Origin of the sequence: Rhodococcus sp. BP-316 (genome assembly GCF_019836105.1) — a bacterium.
In the GTDB taxonomy this organism is placed as follows: Bacteria; Actinomycetota; Actinomycetes; order Mycobacteriales; family Mycobacteriaceae; genus Rhodococcoides.
Genome location: NZ_JABUEE010000008.1, coordinates 101,762 through 119,010 on the forward strand (window position 1 = coordinate 101,762; position 17,249 = coordinate 119,010).

16 protein-coding genes are annotated in these 17,249 nt (G+C 68.4%); 10 read left to right on the forward strand and 6 right to left on the reverse strand.

What is annotated here, in order from left to right; all coding sequences use genetic code 11:
* Positions 1-9: 9 nt before the first annotated feature.
* Positions 10-1,200 carry an elongation factor Tu gene (gene tuf, locus HQ312_RS16420; protein WP_027504617.1) on the forward strand — a complete coding sequence of 397 codons (1,191 nt, stop codon included), beginning with the start codon at positions 10-12 and terminating at the stop codon, positions 1,198-1,200.
* A 61-nt stretch (positions 1,201-1,261) separates the two neighbouring features.
* Here tuf and HQ312_RS16425 read toward each other — a convergent pair whose 3' ends face one another.
* Complete coding sequence (locus HQ312_RS16425; protein WP_027504618.1) at positions 1,262-1,927, reverse strand: hypothetical protein; 666 nt, start codon at positions 1,925-1,927, stop codon at positions 1,262-1,264.
* 100 nt (positions 1,928-2,027) lie between these two features.
* Entirely contained in the window at positions 2,028-2,312 is a 285-nt protein-coding gene (locus tag HQ312_RS16430; RefSeq protein ID WP_027504619.1) for a hypothetical protein, read from the reverse strand.
* Positions 2,313-2,425: 113 nt separating this feature from the next.
* On the opposite strand from HQ312_RS16430, the gene HQ312_RS16435 reads away from it, so the two are divergent.
* Genes HQ312_RS16435 through HQ312_RS16445 form a run of 3 tightly spaced genes read left to right on the forward strand, consistent with a single transcriptional unit; the run spans position 2,426 to position 5,604 of the window.
* Positions 2,426-3,190: a glutamate racemase gene (locus HQ312_RS16435; protein ID WP_027504620.1), complete on the forward strand. Its 765-nt coding sequence runs from the start codon at positions 2,426-2,428 to the stop codon at positions 3,188-3,190.
* 51 nt (positions 3,191-3,241) lie between these two features.
* Positions 3,242-4,459, forward strand: a complete 1,218-nt coding sequence (locus HQ312_RS16440) for an MFS transporter (protein WP_308123914.1) — start codon at positions 3,242-3,244, stop codon at positions 4,457-4,459.
* Between the two features lie 44 nt (positions 4,460-4,503).
* On the forward strand, positions 4,504-5,604 hold the full coding sequence (locus tag HQ312_RS16445; protein ID WP_222639328.1) for a HoxN/HupN/NixA family nickel/cobalt transporter: 1,101 nt from the start codon (positions 4,504-4,506) through the stop codon (positions 5,602-5,604).
* Positions 5,605-5,614: 10 nt separating this feature from the next.
* On the opposite strand, the gene HQ312_RS16450 is transcribed toward HQ312_RS16445, so the two are convergent.
* A complete protein-coding gene (locus HQ312_RS16450) occupies positions 5,615-7,117 on the reverse strand; it encodes a UDP-N-acetylmuramoyl-L-alanyl-D-glutamate--2,6-diaminopimelate ligase (protein WP_308123915.1) in 1,503 nt (500 codons plus the stop codon).
* Between the two features lie 65 nt (positions 7,118-7,182).
* Between HQ312_RS16450 and HQ312_RS16455 the strand changes: the two genes are divergently transcribed.
* Together HQ312_RS16455 and HQ312_RS16460 are read left to right on the forward strand one after the other, a co-directional pair.
* Positions 7,183-7,692 carry a GNAT family N-acetyltransferase gene (locus HQ312_RS16455; protein ID WP_222639331.1) on the forward strand — a complete coding sequence of 170 codons (510 nt, stop codon included), beginning with the start codon at positions 7,183-7,185 and terminating at the stop codon, positions 7,690-7,692.
* Positions 7,689-8,435 carry a GTP pyrophosphokinase family protein gene (locus HQ312_RS16460; RefSeq protein WP_081821128.1) on the forward strand — a complete coding sequence of 249 codons (747 nt, stop codon included), beginning with the start codon at positions 7,689-7,691 and terminating at the stop codon, positions 8,433-8,435. The genes HQ312_RS16455 and HQ312_RS16460 overlap by 4 nt, the downstream gene beginning before the upstream one ends.
* Here the strand turns inward: HQ312_RS16460 and HQ312_RS16465 are convergent.
* A complete protein-coding gene (locus HQ312_RS16465; protein ID WP_056441786.1) occupies positions 8,409-9,995 on the reverse strand; it encodes an NCS1 family nucleobase:cation symporter-1 in 1,587 nt (528 codons plus the stop codon). The genes HQ312_RS16460 and HQ312_RS16465 overlap by 27 nt on opposite strands.
* Before the next feature lie 133 nt (positions 9,996-10,128).
* Positions 10,129-10,830, reverse strand: coding sequence for a GntR family transcriptional regulator (locus tag HQ312_RS16470; protein WP_056441789.1), 702 nt, complete (start codon positions 10,828-10,830; stop codon positions 10,129-10,131).
* Positions 10,831-11,267: 437 nt separating this feature from the next.
* On the opposite strand from HQ312_RS16470, the gene mftF reads away from it, so the two are divergent.
* The 4 genes from mftF (at position 11,268) to HQ312_RS16490 (ending at position 16,234) form a co-directional block, all read left to right on the forward strand.
* Entirely contained in the window at positions 11,268-12,674 is a 1,407-nt protein-coding gene (gene mftF / locus HQ312_RS16475; protein WP_222639333.1) for a mycofactocin biosynthesis glycosyltransferase MftF, read from the forward strand.
* Between the two features lie 118 nt (positions 12,675-12,792).
* On the forward strand, positions 12,793-14,055 hold the full coding sequence (locus HQ312_RS16480) for a transcriptional regulator (RefSeq protein WP_222639572.1): 1,263 nt from the start codon (positions 12,793-12,795) through the stop codon (positions 14,053-14,055).
* 104 nt (positions 14,056-14,159) lie between these two features.
* Complete coding sequence (gene adh, locus HQ312_RS16485; protein ID WP_027504630.1) at positions 14,160-15,683, forward strand: aldehyde dehydrogenase; 1,524 nt, start codon at positions 14,160-14,162, stop codon at positions 15,681-15,683.
* 56 nt (positions 15,684-15,739) lie between these two features.
* Complete coding sequence (locus HQ312_RS16490) at positions 15,740-16,234, forward strand: DUF779 domain-containing protein (RefSeq protein WP_037184728.1); 495 nt, start codon at positions 15,740-15,742, stop codon at positions 16,232-16,234.
* Positions 16,235-16,260: 26 nt separating this feature from the next.
* Here the strand turns inward: HQ312_RS16490 and HQ312_RS16495 are convergent, their stop codons facing one another.
* The gene (locus tag HQ312_RS16495; protein WP_222639335.1) at positions 16,261-17,115 is read right to left on the reverse strand and encodes a type IV toxin-antitoxin system AbiEi family antitoxin domain-containing protein; all 855 of its coding nucleotides are present in this window, start codon (positions 17,113-17,115) and stop codon (positions 16,261-16,263) included.
* Positions 17,116-17,249: the final 134 nt, after the last annotated feature.

Here is a 17,249-nt window from a genome sequence, read left to right on the forward strand (position 1 = left end):
GAGGACACAGTGGCCAAGGCGAAGTTCGATCGGACCAAGCCGCACGTCAACATCGGCACCATCGGTCACGTTGACCACGGTAAGACGACGCTGACGGCTGCAATCACCAAGGTTCTGCACGACAAGTTCCCGGACCTGAACGAGGCGTCGGCCTTCGACCAGATCGACAAGGCTCCGGAGGAGAAGGCTCGTGGTATCACGATCAACATCTCCCACGTCGAGTACCAGACCGAGAAGCGTCACTACGCACACGTCGACGCTCCCGGCCACGCCGACTACATCAAGAACATGATCACCGGCGCGGCACAGATGGACGGCGCGATCCTCGTCGTCGCAGCGACCGACGGCCCCATGCCCCAGACGCGCGAGCATGTCCTGCTCGCTCGCCAGGTCGGCGTGCCGTACATCCTCGTCGCGCTGAACAAGGCCGACATGGTGGACGACGACGAGATCATCGAGCTCGTCGAGATGGAGGTGCGCGAGCTCCTCGCCGCACAGGAGTTCGACGAGGACGCTCCCGTCGTCAAGGTCTCCGCTCTCAAGGCCCTCGAGGGCGACGAGAAGTGGGCCGAGTCGGTTCTCGAGCTCATGCAGGCAGTGGACGACTCGGTTCCGGACCCCGTCCGTGAGACCGAGAAGCCCTTCCTCATGCCCGTCGAGGACGTCTTCACCATCACCGGTCGCGGCACCGTCGTCACCGGCCGTATCGAGCGTGGCTCGGTCAACGTCAACGAGGATGTCGAGATCGTCGGCATCAAGGAGAAGTCGACCAAGACCACGGTCACCGGCATCGAGATGTTCCGCAAGCTGCTCGACTCGGGCCAGGCGGGCGACAACGTCGGCCTCCTCGTCCGCGGCATCAAGCGCGAAGATGTCGAGCGTGGACAGGTCGTCGTCAAGCCCGGCACCACCACTCCCCACACGGAGTTCGAGGGCCAGGCATACATCCTGTCGAAGGACGAGGGCGGTCGCCACACCCCGTTCTTCAACAACTACCGCCCGCAGTTCTACTTCCGTACCACGGACGTGACGGGCGTCGTGACCCTCCCCGAGGGCACCGAGATGGTCATGCCCGGTGACAACACCGAGATGTCCGTCGTGCTGATCCAGCCGGTCGCCATGGACGAGGGCCTGCGCTTCGCGATCCGCGAGGGTGGCCGCACCGTCGGCGCCGGTCGCGTCACGAAGATCAACAAGTAAGACCGCCTCACACCGAACGGCGCTCACCCTGCGGGGTGGGCGCCGTTCGGCGTGTGTGGAATCAGGGCAGCACGACGACGTCCGCGGGAGAGCGCGGATCGATCTCGTAGTGGTCCTCGTACTGGCTGCTCATGCCGGTGACGCGCAGTGTCTGCCCCGCGCGGATCGCGCTCACGTCGATGCCCGTCTGCGTGTTGACGAAGACGGTGGTCTCCCCGGTCCGGTCCGCGATCGTGAACTTGTACCCGTACGGCAGATCGTCCACCACGGCGCTCGTGACGCGTCCGACGACCGTCACCAGCGACGCCTCGGTGGACTCGCCGACCACGCGGACCACCACCGGTCTGGGTGCCACCGCATCGACCGGTCCCAGCGACACGATGCTCGTCGGTCGCACCACCAGAAGTCCGGACTGGTCCGCGAGCGACCCCGTGACACGCACCGATGTACCCGGCACGACGTCGGTGGGCGCCGAGGCGCTGATGTAGATGCCGGCGGTGCGGTCCTGGATCCCGAACCCGACGTCGAGGAAGCTCGATGCGAAGGCGCCGGGCGGTGTGGTGACCGTGCCGACCACGGTGACCGTGGCGCCGGCGGAGAGAGTGCGCACCTGCGCGATGGGCGGAGCACCGCCCGGAGCGGCCGATGCAGGGGATGCTCCGAGCGTGAGTGCCACGAGGGCGGTGAGGGTCGTGCCGACAGTGCGGCGAAGGATCGTGCGCATCATGTGAGTTCCGTTTCCGCGCCGATCCCGCGTCGGCGCGCGCGCAACCCTCGTCCTCTCGGGTCGCGACGGCAACCGTGCCGAAAAGCGTTGTGACGCCGACTCACTCGACGGCGAAATCCTCCACCGTGACCACAACGGGAATCCGGACGACACGCGCGAGCGTCTCCTGGACGGCGTGGACGACGGAGTCGGGATCTCCCGGACAGCGGACCGTGATGTGCACGGCGCAGGACTCGTGCCCCACCACCACGCCCTCGATGCGTCGACCCGGCAGCAGTGTCACGGCCTCACCGAAGAGGCCGGAGTGCAGGCCGGCCACACCGGGGACCGCGAGCACCGCCGCGGCGATGAGGTCGGCCTCATCGGGCTCGAGCGGAGCGGTCATCCGCTGAGTCTGCGCTCTGTCACATTCCGACCGGCCTCCGGCCTTCCCGCATCCATCGTGGCCGCGCGCCGACGTCCGGAGGTCGGCCGGTGCCGGGGCGGTAGATTGTCACCGTGAACGTCGCGCTGATCGACTCGGGCCTGGGGTCGTTGCCCACGGCAGCCCGCCTGCGTCGACTGCGCCCGTCGCTCGACCTTCATCTGTACCTCGACCCGGACAACGCGCCGTGGGGACCCAAGCCCACTGCGTGGACGGAGGCGCACGTCGTGGAGACGGCGCGGCGCGCCGTCGACGGTGGAGCCGAGGTGGTGGTGCTGCCGTGCAACACCGCCAGCGTCATCGCGCTCGACGCGACCCGCGCGGCCCTGGGGTCCACCCCCGTGGTCGGGACGGTTCCGGCCATCAAACCCGCTGCACTGCAGTGTGACTCGATCACGGTGTGGGCGACGGCGGCGACCACCGCGTCGTCGTATCAGGCGCGCTTGATCGCGGAGTTCGCGTCGGGTCGCACGGTGTCGGCCGTCGCGTGCCACGGGCTCGCCGATGCCATCGACCGTGGTGATCTCGCGGCCGTCAGCGCGGCCATCGCGTCGGCAGCGGCGCGGACGCCGGACGACGTGCAGGGCATCGTCCTGGGGTGCACCCATTATCCGCTGGTAGCGGACGAGATCATGGCGGCGCTGCCGCCGGGTGTGCGGATGTTCGACAGCGCCGAGGCCGTCGCGGCCCAGACTCTGCGCCGCCTCGACGAGGTGTCGTCGCCGCGTGAGGGACACGGGAGCGTGTCGGTGACCCTGTCGGGACGCGACGGTTCCCTCCCCGACAGTGCGTTGCGCTTCGCGGCCGGGCGATCGCTCGCGGTGCCCGCGACGCTCTGACGCCGTCACCGTGCCGGGAATGAGGAGTCGGTGGGGGGAGTTGGACCCACGGTGACGACGACCGAGGTGCGACCCCAGTCCTGGATGACCCCCGTTCGCTCGTTCTGGGTGGTGGCCCTCGTGTTCTTCACCGTCATGGGATCGTCGGCGGCGCCGTCCCCGCTGTACCCCGTGTACCAGTCCCGATGGGGATTCGGCGCGTCGACGCTGACCATCGTCTTCGCCGTGTACGTCTTCGCACTACTCGCCGCCCTGTTGACCGTCGGGTCGCTGTCCGACCACCTCGGCCGTAAGCCCGTGATCGTGACGTCGCTGCTCGTGCTGATCGCCAGCCAGGTCGTCTTCGTGTTCGCCGACGGGGTCGGCTGGCTCGTCGCCGCGCGCGTCGTGCAGGGTCTGGCGGCCGGCGCGGCCATGGGTGCCCTGACCGCCGCGATCATCGATCTGCAGCCGACCGACCGTCTCGGCCCCCTGGTGAGCTCGGTCGCACCGGCCTTTGGGCTGGGAGCAGGCGGTATCGCGGCCGGACTGCTGGTGCAGTTCGCGCCGTTCCCCACCACGCTCGTGTACGTCGTGATGATCGTCGCGCTGGTCGTCCTCACGGCGCTCGTCGTGGCCGTGCCGGAATCCGCGGTCCGGGCAGGCTTCGACGACCGTCGACACGTCGTGCGGGTGCTGACGCCGACCCTCGGGCTGCCCGTGTCGATCCGTGCCCACTTCTGGCCGGTCGTCCCCGCGCTCGTCGCGACGTGGTCGCTGGGCGGGTTCCACCTGTCGCTGGGGCCGTCCATCATGGGCACGGTCTTCGATCTCCGCGGCGCCGTCGTGGGCGGGCTGGACATCTTCACGATGTTCACGGCCGGAGCGATCGGTGCCGCGTCCGCTCGTACTCTTCTCCCGCGCACGGCCATGACCGCCGGTGCACTCACTCTCGCCGCGGGCATCGTGGTGAATCTCGTCGGGCTGCACATCGCGTCGGCGCCGCTGTACTTCGTCGGGACCGCGGTGTCCGGGTTCGGCTGGGGCGCGACGTTCCTCGGCGCGATGAGCATCATCGGCGCTCTCGCACCGCCGGAGCATCGCGGCAGTGTCTTCGCCACGACGCTCGTGCTGAGTTACCTCGCCTTCAGCGTGCCGGCCATCGTCGCGGGTGTTGCGATCCACTCGGCCGGTCTCCTCGTCACCGCGACGGTCTACGGAGCGGTCGTCGTGGCGCTGGCATCGGGTGCCGTCACGACGACGGTGCTCCGTTCACCCGCGCGCGTCTGATCCAGCACTGCGCGGACGGGCTCCATGAGGAATATTGGTGTCCCATGACGTCTGCCGACACCGTGACCGGACGTGCGCGTTTCACCCGCGACGAGATCCCCCGGCTCCTGGGCCTGGCAGCAGTGCTCGTTGCGCTGCACGTCGTCGGGTGGGGCCTGTTCCTGCACTACGACTCGATCCCGGCGATCCACGGCCTCACCGGCGCGGACGGCACTCTCGTCTACGCGGGCGCCGGGGTGTTGGCCTACACGTTGGGCATGCGGCACGCCTTCGACGCCGACCACATCGCGGCCATCGACGACACCACCCGACTGTTGCTGCAGAAGGGCAGGCGGCCCCTGTCGGTCGGACTGTTCTTCTCGCTCGGGCACTCGACGGTCGTGTTCGCGTTCGTCGCCGCGATCGCGTTCGCCGCATCGCGCGCGACGGACTTCCGGGACGCCTTCGCGGACACCGGCGGCATCATCGGCACCCTCGTCTCCGGCACGTTCCTCTACCTCATCGCGGCCCTGAACCTGGTCGTCCTCGTCGGCATCGTGCGCATGTGGCGTGCCGCGCGGCGCGGACAGTTCTCCGACGAGACGCTCGACGATCTCCTCGCACGCAGAGGACTGCTCAATCGGATCTTCCGCGGCCGCTACGACCGGATGATCAGCCACTCGTGGCAGATGTATCCGCTGGGGCTGCTCTTCGGCCTGGGGTTCGACACCGCCACGCAGGTCGGTCTGCTCGCCGTGGCGGGCACCAGCGCCATCGCCGGTGGCCTGCCGCCGATGGCCATCATCGCGCTGCCGGTGCTGTTCGCGGCCGGCATGTCGACGATGGACACGCTCGACGGCGTCTTCATGTCCAAGGCGTACGGCTGGGCCTTCGTCACGCCGGTCCGGAAGATCTACTACAACATCACGATGACGGGCCTGTCGATCTTCCTCGCCCTCGTGGTGGGCACCGTGCAGATCCTGTCGTTGCTCGGTGAGGAACTCGGACTGTCCGGCGGCATCTGGGACGCGGTGGCCGCAGTGGATCTCACCCTGGCGGGCCAGATCGTGGTGGTCGTGTTCGTGGTGGTCTGGATCGGCTCGATCGTCTACTACAAGGCGGCGCGCATCGACGACCGGTTCGAGCGGGAGACGCCGGCGAGCTGACCCGCGGGAGTCATCGGGCGACGATCGCGTCGTGCAGTTCGGCATGATCGTCGAAGTACACGGTTCGGGTGCCGAAGTGCTGCCAGGTGTCGCTGCCTCGCCCCGCCACGACGACGGTGTCCCCGGCCGCCGCGTCCGCCACGGCGTGGTGGAATGCTGCGCGCCGGTCCGCGATCTCCACCACGCGGACGCCCCGATCACCGGACCGGGCGCCGCGGACGACGTCGGCGCGAATCGAGTGCGGATCCTCGCCGTTGGCACTCTCGTCCGTGACGACGATGTCGTTCGCATAGGCCGCGGCGACCGTGCCCAGCTCGACGCGCTTGCCCACGTCACGGTCACCGGTCGCCCCGATGACCAGGATCAGGCGCCCCGGGGTGATGCGCCGCAGGTACGGCAGGATCGCGCGCTGGCCGGACACGTTGTGCATGTAGTCGACGAGGGCGGTGAAGTCCTGGCCGGCCGACACGGTCTCGCACCGGCCCGGAATGCTGTGCAGCGCCGAGATGCCGGCGGCCGCACGCTCCGCGTCCACCCCACCGGAGACGAGGGAGGCGAGTGCGACCAGAGCGTTCGCCACCTGGTGGGGGCCGAGAACCTGCAGTGAGAGCGGGATGTCGCCCACCGGGGTCCGGGCGCGGAAGCGGGTGCGATGCGTCGTGCAGTCGATGCGATCGGCGCGGAAGTCCGCCGAAGGATCGGACACCGAGCACGTCACCGTCGGCACCGCGCACTCCGACGCGAGCCGCCGCCCGTACTCGTCGTCGATCATGACGACGGCCCGTCCGGTGCGGTCCGGGGTGAACAGTGAGGCCTTGGTCCGGTAGTACTCCTCCATCGAGCCGTGGAAGTCGAGGTGGTCCCGGCCGAGATTGGTGAAGGCGGTGACGGCGAACTCCACCCCGTCGACGCGGTGCTGGGCGATGGCGTGCGAGGACACCTCGAGGGCGGCGGCCGTGCATCCGTTGTGGACGAACGTCGACAGCGTGCGTTGGAGCACCGTCGCCTCGGGAGTGGTGCGCACCGGGGCCTCGTCGCTGCCGGCGCCGCTGACCGCGACCCCGGAGATCATCCCCGCACGATGACCCGCGGCGCGCAGGCCGGCGTGGTGGAAGTGCGTCGTGCTGGTCTTGCCGTTGGTGCCCGTCGCTCCGAACACGGCCATCGACGAGGACGGGCTCCCGTGGAACCATGCGGCCAGCGGACCGACGACGACCCGCGGATCCGCGACCACGATGCTCGGCAACCGGGTGCCGGGCCGATCGCTGAGCACGGCCACCGCGCCGGCGCGCTGGGCGTCCTCCTCGAAATCGAGACCGTGCCAGCGTGTTCCGGGGAGCGCGACATACAGATCGCCGGGCCGCACCGCACGCGAATCGTCACAGAGATCGTCCACCGTGACCGGCTCGGCGGGACCTGTGACCGATCCGCCCGCGCGGTCGGCGACGTCGACGAGGGACCTCGCCCCTTGGCCACCGGCATGCGGGATCGGACGGCGGGACACGACACTCACCAGGATGCGGTACCCGAAAGTAGAACGCTCAACCACCTCTGTGCGGCACCCGGGACACTGGAGGGGTGAGCGCAGCCGACGGAGACTCCACGCAGGCCCGAGTGGTGCTGAGGACCATGCCCGACGATCGACTTCCCGAATGGGTCGAGCGCAGCCGCGGTGACTACCGCGCGGATCGCGTCCGGGCGGGTGACACCCTCGAACAGGCGACCGACAACGCCGAGCAGAGTTTCTCCGCCTACTTCCCCGACGGTCGTCCGGCACCGCATCATCAGGTGTACGACGTGCTGGACGGCGAGACCGTGGTGGGGTCACTGTGGATCGGGCCCCAGTCGATCGCGACCACGACCGACTGGTGGGTCTGGGACGTCGCCATCGACGAGCGGTACCGGGGTCGCGGTCTCGGCCGGGCGGCGATGCTCCTGGCGGAGGACGCGGTACGGGAGAACGGCGGAACGGTGCTCGGGCTCAACGTGTTCGGCTTCAACACGGCGGCGCGTCGGCTGTACGAGTCGCTGGGGTACGACACCGCGTCCCTCCGGATGCAGAAGGTTCTCCGGGAGGACGCGCGATGAGCGTGGACGAGCCGGTGGTGTTCGACCTCACCGCGGCGCGCGACGAGTTCACCCGCTTCATGATGTCCTACCGCTTCGGCATGCAGGAGCTCACCACCAAGATCGACATCCTGAAGGACGAGTTCACGCACCTGCATTCCTACAGCCCCATCGAGCACGTGGTGTCGCGGCTGAAGACGCCGCGCAGCATCGCCGAGAAGGCCGTGCGCAAGGGGATTCCGTTGACGTTCCAGGCGATTCGCGCCGGTCTGTTCGACATCGCCGGCGTCCGGATCACCTGTAGTTTCATCGCCGACACCTATGCGGTGAAGGAGATGCTGGCGTCGCAGAGCGACATCCGAGTGCTCGAATTCGAGGACTACATCGCGAATCCGAAGCCCAACGGGTACCGCAGTCTCCACCTCACCATCGAAATTCCGGTGTTCCTGTCCGACCGCACGGAGCACGTCTTCGTGGAGCTGCAGATCCGGACCATCGCGATGGACTTCTGGGCGAGTCTCGAACACAAGATCTTCTACAAGTACGACGGTGAGGTGCCGCAGCGCCTGCGGGACGAGTTGCGCGAGGCGGCGATGGCCGCGGGCACGCTCGACATCACGATGGAGCGACTGCACGCCGAGGTGGTCCGTCTCGGCGACGCCCGCACCGACGCCGGCCCCGACTACGAGGAGCTGTTCCTGCGCTCGCTCATGCCGGGACTGGCGCCGGATCCGCGGTCAGGCGGGGACGTTCCGCACCCGTAGCGAGGTCTTCGTGGCCAGCACCCAGTAGAGGGCGAAGCCGATGCCGCAGCCGATGAACCAGCTGTACTGCGCCGCGGTGTGCATTCCGGTGAGGGTGCCGCCCGTGAGCACGGGGAACATCGCGAAGACGGCACCGACGGCGGTGGCGATCAGCGCGGCCGGGTTGTAGCCCTTGGCGTAGTGGTACGTGCCGCTCTCGTCCATGGTGAACAGGTCGTCGACGATGACCTTCTGCTTGCGGATGAGGTAATAGTCCGCGATGAGGATGCCGAACAGCGGTCCGATGAACGCTCCCAGGGTCTCGAGCGTGTAGTGGATGACGTCGGGATTGTTGTAGAGGTTCCACGGCGTGATGAGCACGGAGCCGACGGCGGCGATCATGCCGCCGGCGCGCCAGCTGATCTTCTGCGGGCTGACGTTGGAGAAGTCGAAGGCCGGCGAGATGAAGTTCGCGACGATGTTGATACCGATCGTGGCGATCGTGAAGGTCAACGCGCCCAACACGATCGCGAAGGTGCTGTCGATGCGCGCCACCGTCGTGACGGGGTCCGTGATGAGCTCGCCGAAGACGGGAACGGTGAGGGACGCGGTGACGACGACGAGGATCGAGAAGAGCAGGAAGTTGACGGGCAGGCCCAGGAAGTTGCCGCGCTTCACGGCGGCGTAGCTCTTTCCGTAGCGCGAGAAGTCGCCGAAGTTGAGCATCGGACCCGAGAAGTAGGAGACGACGAGCGCGATCGCGCCGAGCATGACGGGCACCGCGGCGAACCCCGTGTAGGTGACGTCGCCGAGGTTCAGGTCGATGGCGCTCCAGCCGGCTTCGTGAATCAGGTAGCCGCACAACAGGAACATGACGACGTAGACGGCCGGGCCGCAGAAGTCGATGAACTTGCGGATGGACTCCATGCCGCGCCAGAAGACCGCCGCCTGCAGGACCCACAGGAGCATGAAGCTGCCCCACCCCAGAGTGGACAGTCCCGCGAAGCCGTGGAGGTCTCGGTCCGCCCACGGACCGAGCGCCGGGAACAGCTTGATCAACACGATGTCGAGCGCGGCGGAGGCCAGGAAGGTCTGGATCCCGTACCACGCCACCGCGATCAGTCCTCGGATGATGGCGGGAACGTTTGCCCCGAGGACGCCGAAGACCGATCGACAGATCACCGGGTACGGGACACCTGCGACCTGACTGGGCTTGGCCACCAGGTTGCAGAAGACGTAGACGATCGAGATGCCGACGAGGAGACAGACGAGCACCTGCCAACTGGCCAGTCCCAGCGCGAAAAGGCTGCCCGCGGTGACGTATCCGCCCACGGAGTGCACGTCGGACATCCAGAACGCGAAGATGTTGTAGGACGACCAGGTCTGCTTCCGCAGCGGGGCGAGGTCCTCGTTGGTGAGCCTCGGGTCGTACCCCTCCTTGATCACTCCACCCCCCACCGGATGTCCCTCTGCTGTCGACCCGCCTCCGGCGTACCCGTGTGCCTCGATCAGATCGTTCACACCGGAGCGGGACCCGGGAGGCGGGTCGAACGGGCCGGTGTGCGGAATGGTGTCGGTCATCGTGTCTCCGTCGCTGGTGCGGACCGTGGTCGGTGCTGCGGAGAAGTCTGAGCCCGTTGTATTTCCGTGTCGTGACGAAACCGATATATCTCTTTACCGGCAGGTTTCCGGGTCCGGTCTGTCCGGTTCCGGCTCAGGAGAGCAGGCCGGAACCCGCCGGAAGCGTCGCGATGACGTCGTTCAGCCGCTCGTTGTGGTGCCCTGCCGCCGCCAGGAGTGCCGCCGAGTCGCGGTCGACGAACGCGCGGACCATGACGGAGTGATCGTCGTTCAACGCCGCGCGGTCCGCACCCTTCACGTGCACCATCGGTTGGACCGGCTCCGTGACGTTCCACGCGACGTCGAGCATGTGGAGCAGGCGGTACATCCGGGACGGCGCGGTGAGGGCGACGTGGAACTCGCGGCTCAACCGGTGGTAGCGCTGGGGATCGTCGTCCGCGATCGAGGATCGGAGGTCTCGCTCGATCTGTTCGGCACGACGCCGTTCCCCGTCGGTGGCGGCCTCGGCCGCCACCGCGAGGGCGGCGTTCTCGAGCACCTCCCGAACGATGTACATCTCGCGCAGTTCCTGAGACGTCAACTGCGCGACCGTGTATCCGAGGTTGGGTCGATGCGACACCAGATTCTCGCCGATGAGGGTCTTCAGCGATTCGCGCACCGGGATGCGGCTGACTCCGAACACGTCGGCGACGTCGCCCAGGGGAATGGGCGTTCCCGGCGGGGCGTCACCCGACAGGATGACCCGGCGGAGTTCGGTGAGGATCTCCTCCTGTGAACCACCCGCGACGTCGCGGGACAGTTTCGCGAGCAGGGCCGAGCGGCGACGCGGCGGCATCGTGACCCCTTCTGCGAACCGGGACGGGACATGGCGACTCTAACCGGGGGAGTCGTCGGACGCTCGCGTGTCGCCGCATCGGTGCGACGAGAGTTGGTGAACGTTCACGTCGGCGGACGCCGGTCGATCGATCCGCTGCCGGGCAGTCGGCTCGCCTGCCCGAGCTCGCGGCGCGGGCTCCCCGGTGCACGTCGATCTGCCGTGGACGATCCGGTCGGCGGCTGCTCGATCCGAGCGAACCTCAAGTCTCGCTTGACAGTCGAGACCGGTCACACCGACCGGCCGGGGTCACGGCGCGCCGAGCAGCGCCGATGCACGGTGCGCGCGGGGCGGGTGTCCCTCGAACGGACCACAGCGCGATTCCCGCGTCGGCGGGTGTTCGGGCCGATCCTGCCCGACTTATGACAAATACCGAGAAAGGCCCTTACGATGACCCGATGCGCGACGGTCGTCTTCCCGATGGATTCGGAGTGCGTATCGATCCTCGAGTGCGGACTCTCTCGAACGGTCGAGTTCTCCTCGGCGGATCGCCCACCAGGATGGTGATGCTGGCACCCGCCGCGGCCGCGATGATCGGCGACGGATTCCTGCGGGTGTCCGATCCCGACTCCGCCACGGTGGCGCGTCGACTGCTCGACTCCGGTGTCGCGAACCCCCGGCCGATGAGCACTCCGTCCGCCGCGGACGTGACGGTCGTGATCCCGGTCCGCGACAACCACGAGGGACTGCTGCGGCTGATGCGCGCGCTGCGTGGACTCCGCGTGATCGTCGTGGACGACGGGTCCCGCTTTCCCGTCCGGCACGCCGAGATCGCCGTGGACGAACTGTGTGCCTCGGTCGCGGTGGTGCGGCACGACGCCCCGCGGGGACCGTCCGCGGCGCGCAACGCCGGCCTCGCCGCGGCCACGACCGACTTCGTCGCGTTCCTCGACTCCGACGTGGTGCCGCGCAAGGGCTGGCTCGAAGTCGTCCTCAGCCATTTCTCCGACCCCTCCGTCGGGCTGGTCGCTCCGCGCATCGTGGCGCTCGAGCCGGAGGGCAGTGCGCTCGCCCGCTACGAGCGCGCACGGTCCTCCCTCGATCTCGGTCGCCGGGAGGCCCCGGTGTTCGCGGGTGGCCCCGTGTCGTACGTCCCCAGTGCGGCGGTCGTCGCCCGGCGACGGGCCGTGCTCGACTGCGGAGGCTTCGACGAGGCGATGCACGTGGCCGAGGACGTCGATCTGTGCTGGCGACTGCAGGACGCGGGATGGCGCCTGCGGTACGAGCCGGTGGCCCGCGTCGCCCACGATCACCGCGTCACTCTGCGAAAGTGGTTCGGCCGCAAGCTGTTCTACGGTACCGGTGCCACCGAGCTGGCCTCCCGCCACCACGGGAAGGTGCCGCCCGTGGCCATGGCGCGGTCGACCCTGCTCGCACTGCTGCTGGCCGCCTCGGGGACGCGTGCGGGCATGGTCGGTGCGCTGGTCACGCTGATCACCACGGTGGTCCGCCTACGGCGCCTGTTCGTCGATCTGGATCACCCCACTCGCCTCGCCGCGGTGTTCGCGGCACGCGGAACCGTCGGGGGCGCTTGGCAGTTGGCCTCCGCGGCGGTGCGTCACTACTGGCCGGTCACGCTGGTGGCCGTGCTGTTCTCCCGGCGCATCCGACGTCTGGCGCTGGCCATCGCGGTGGCGGAGGGTGTGCGGGACTGGGTCGAGCACCGGGAGCCGGGCGGCCTCGGTCCGGTGCGCTACGCGGCGTACAAGCGCATCGACGACGTCGCCTACGGCACCGGACTCTGGGTGGGTGCCGTGTCGCACCGCGACCCCCGTGCTCTGGTGCCGCGTCTCGGCAACCAGTAGTCCCTGCCAGCCGCTCTGTGAGCTGGGTTACAGTGGAGGCCGGTCGAGTGTGCCGATCTGCCGGGCGAGGCTGTTGACGGAAGCGGGGTCTGTGGTGACGGTCAATCCGTGGGTCGCGATGAGGCCCGGGGACGACGCCGCCACGCTCGCGCGCTCCGTCTCCCGCGCTCACGAGACCTTCGTCGGGCCGGGCCTGTCGACCGTGGGACTCGCCCGTCCCGTCGATCCCCAGTCGCCCGTGCGGTCCGTCGTTCTCGACTCCTGGCTGCGCAGCCGCGACATGGGCGTCGACCCCGATCGTGGTGCGGACGATCTCCTCGACGACGTCACGCTCGCGCAGTACCGCGCCGATCACCCGATGTCCGTCATCCGACCCGTGGTGCGCAAACTCCTCGTCGAGGACGCCGCCGACACCGGTCTTCTCGTGGCCATCACCGACGCGTCGGGCCGGCTGCTGTGGGTCGAGGGCGACACCGCGGCGAAGGATCGCGCGAACGCCATGAACTTCACCGAGGGCGCTGACTGGAGCGAGGGGCGGATGGGCACCAACGCCCCCGGCACCGCGCTGGCCATCGATCACTGCGTGCAGATCTTCGCCGCCGAGCACTTCTCGCGGCCCGTGCACGAGTGGAGTTGCAGTGCGGCTCCCGTCCATCACCCCGTCACCGGCCGCATCCTGGGGGCCATCGACATCACGGGCGGTCCGCGCGTCGCGGTTCCCGAGGTGCTCTCGTTGGTCCGCGCGACGGTGGCGGCGGCCGAGTCCGAACTGCGATTGCATCTGCTCGAGTCCCCGCGTCCCGATCTCGACACCGGAGTCCGGCTGGAGGTACTCGGGGCCGGGCGCCCGTCGTTGGTCCGCGGCGGTGAACGCGTCGCCCTGTCCGGACGGCACGCCGAGATGCTGCTGCTGTTGCGGGCGCATCCCGAGGGGCTGAGCTCCGACCATCTCGCCGTGCTGCTCGACGAGAACGAGCTGGACTCGGTCACCGTCCGAGCCGAGATGTCGCGCCTGCGCAAGGTTTTCGGTGCCGACGGCGTGGCCTCGCGGCCCTATCGACTGGTGGCGGAACTGTCGTCGGACGTCGAGGACGTGCGGGCGGCTCTCGACCGCGGGGACATCGACGCGGCGCTGCGGCTCTACTCCGGCGTGGTGCTCCCGTCGTCGTACGCCCCGGGTATCGCGGAGATCCGCGAGGAGTTGCGAGTGCGCGTCCAGGCGGCGCTGCTGCGGTCCGGTGACCCGGTGCTGCTGGCGCGGTGGACGGCGTCGGTGCACGGCCGCGAGGACGCCGCCGCGTGGTCGGCCTACCTCGCCACGCTCAGCCCGTCCTCGGCGCTGTACGGGCAGGTCCAGGCTCGCCTCGCCCTGCTGGGCTGACCGAGTCGGCTCTGCAACGGTCATGCAACCGTCGTCGTTCTAGTGTCCTGCATCACAGCCCCCGATGACCGTGGGGGTGGATCACCGATGAAGGAGCATGTTCGATGACTGTCTTCGCTCGCCCGGGTACGCCCGACGCCGCCATGTCTTTCGAGGCCCGCTACGACAACTGGATCGGCAACGAGTGGGTCGCTCCGGTCAAGGGTCAGTACTTCGAGAACCCGACGCCCGTCACGGGACAGAACTTCTGCGAGATCGCGCGCTCCACCGCCGAGGACATCGACCTCGCCCTGGACGCCGCACACAAGGCCGCGCCGGCGTGGGGCAAGACCTCGCCCGCCGAGCGCGCCGTCATCCTGAACAAGATCGCCGACCGCATCGCCGAGAACCTCGACTCCATCGCGCTCGCCGAGTCGTGGGACAACGGCAAGCCGATCCGCGAGACGCTCAACGCCGACATCCCGCTCGCGATCGATCACTTCCGCTACTTCGCCGGATGCATTCGTGCGCAGGAGGGTTCGCTGTCCGAGATCGACAGTGACACCGTCGCGTACCACTTCCACGAGCCGCTCGGCGTCGTCGGCCAGATCATCCCGTGGAACTTCCCGATCCTGATGGCCGTGTGGAAGCTCGCCCCCGCACTCGCCGCCGGCAACGCCGTCGTCCTCAAGCCGGCCGAGCAGACACCCGCGTCGATCATGTACCTGATCAGCGTCATCGGTGACCTGCTGCCTCCGGGCGTGCTCAACATCGTCAACGGCTTCGGCACCGAGGCAGGCAAGCCCCTCGCGTCGAGCCCGCGCATCAAGAAGATCGCCTTCACCGGTGAGACCACGACCGGGCGCCTGATCATGCAGTACGCCTCGCAGAACCTCATCCCGGTGACGCTCGAGCTCGGTGGCAAGAGCCCCAACATCTTCTTCTCCGACGTGCTGTCGCAGAACGACGACTACCAGGACAAGGCCCTCGAGGGCTTCACGATGTTCGCCCTCAACCAGGGCGAGGTCTGCACCTGCCCGTCGCGGTCGCTGATCCAGCAGGACATCTACGACGACTTCCTTGCACTCGCCGCGATCCGCACCAAGGCTGTCCGCCAGGGTGATCCGCTGGACACCGAGACGATGATCGGCGCCCAGGCCTCGAACGACCAGCTCGAGAAGATCCTGTCGTACATCGAGATCGGCAAGGGCGAGGGCGCCAAGATCGTCACGGGCGGCGAGCGCGCGCAGCTCGGCGGCGACCTCAACGGCGGCTACTACGTGCAGCCCACCATCTTCACCGGCAAGAACAACATGCGCATCTTCCAGGAGGAGATCTTCGGACCCGTCGTCTCGGTCACCTCCTTCACCGACTACGCCAACGCCATCGAGATCGCCAACGACACGCTCTACGGCCTCGGCGCCGGTGTATGGTCGCGTGACGGCGGCGTCGCCTACCGCGCCGGCCGCGACATCCAGGCCGGTCGTGTGTGGACCAACACGTACCACCAGTACCCGGCCCACGCGGCCTTCGGTGGCTACAAGCAGTCGGGCATCGGCCGCGAGAACCACAAGATGATGCTCGACCACTACCAGCAGACCAAGAACCTGCTGGTGAGCTACGCCCCGAAGGCTCAGGGCTTCTTCTGATGCAGCCGAACCACGGGTCGGCACCGCCTCCGAGGCTCAAAGCAACCGCCGGGGCGATGGAGCTTCTCCGTCGCCTCGGCGGGCTCCACGGCGCGCTGATGATGCATCAGAGCGGCGGATGCTGCGACGGGTCGTCGCCGATGTGTTACCCCGCAGGCGAATTCATCGTCGGGGACCGCGACGTCCTGCTCGGGCTCCTCGACCTGCGCGCGGAGGTGGGCACCGTCGCGGACGACCTGCCGAGCGACGGCGACGCCGTTCCGGTGTGGATCTCCGGGTCGCAGTTCCAGGCGTGGAAGCACACCCAGATGGTGCTCGACGTGGTGCCGGGCCGGGGCAGCGGCTTCTCCCTCGAGACGCCGGAGGGGCTGCGGTTCCTCAGTCGTGGGCGCGCCTACACCCCCGAGGAGAACGCGGAACTCGAGTCGCAGGACCCCATCACCGGCGCGCAGTGGGAGGAGGGCGCTCGCCCGCCCGTCCCCACCGAGTCGATCGTGGTCGCCGAGGCCGTCGACGCCTGCCCGGTGCCGGGGATGGCGATTCAGGGTTGACGTGAATCCGGTGCAGAAATCGTCGCTCAGCGAGGGATTCTGCACCGGATCTCCTCCAGCACCGCCGCGGGACGCTCGACGAGGTCCGCCCACGTGTAGCGAAGCACGGTCCAGTCCCGGCTCAGGTCGTTCTGACGGCGCCGGTCGTGTCGGAAGGCGGTCACATCCGAGTGGAACGCCCATCCGTCGATCTCGATCGCCAGTCCTACTGCCGGGAAGGCGAAGTCGATGACGTAGGCGCCGAAGCGGTAGTTCGCGATCCAACCGGTGATGCCGCCGGCTCGCAACAACCTGACGAACAACCGCTCGGCCTCCGACCGCGCACCACCCTCGGCGGCGCGCAGCATCCGTTCGGCTGCGGCGGCTCCGCGGCGGCCGGCGTTGCGGGAGTGTGCGGCACGCAGAGCCGACACGGTCGTGTGTCTGCCGAGTGCGCGGTCCATCACAGCGATGCCTCCGGCCGGGTCGACGGATGCCTCGAGAACGGTCAGCGCCAGAGCCGTGACTCGAACGCCTCTGCGCACGACGACGTCCGAGTAGGTGAGGTCGCGACGCCGTACCCGGGTACCGCTCAGCGCGTGGCTTCGTCCCCGGCGAGGGGTGGTGACGTCGACGATGCGGGGTGGTGTGGTGACGAGGTCGAGCCAGAACGCAGCAGTCATACCGCATGCGGTGGCACCTGCGCCCGAGCCCCACACCGCACTGCGGATACGTGCCCGGTCGGTGAACTCGCGGTCGTTCACGAAGTACACGTTGGGCGCCACCCGGATCCAGACCCCGCCACGTACACGGCGGTCGATACTTTGACGCGACAGACCGCATGCGAGGGCCTGCGCTGCCGTGATCACCCCGTCCTGGCTTCCGATCACCTCGTTCAGCATGCGAGATGGACGGTTCTTCGCTCCGCGAGGTTCCCGTTCGCCCGAATCCGGTGCGGAAATCGTCGCTCAGCGAACATTTCTGCACCGGATCGGCAAAACAGCAGCAACGTCCCCGCAACACGGCAGTCCTAGCC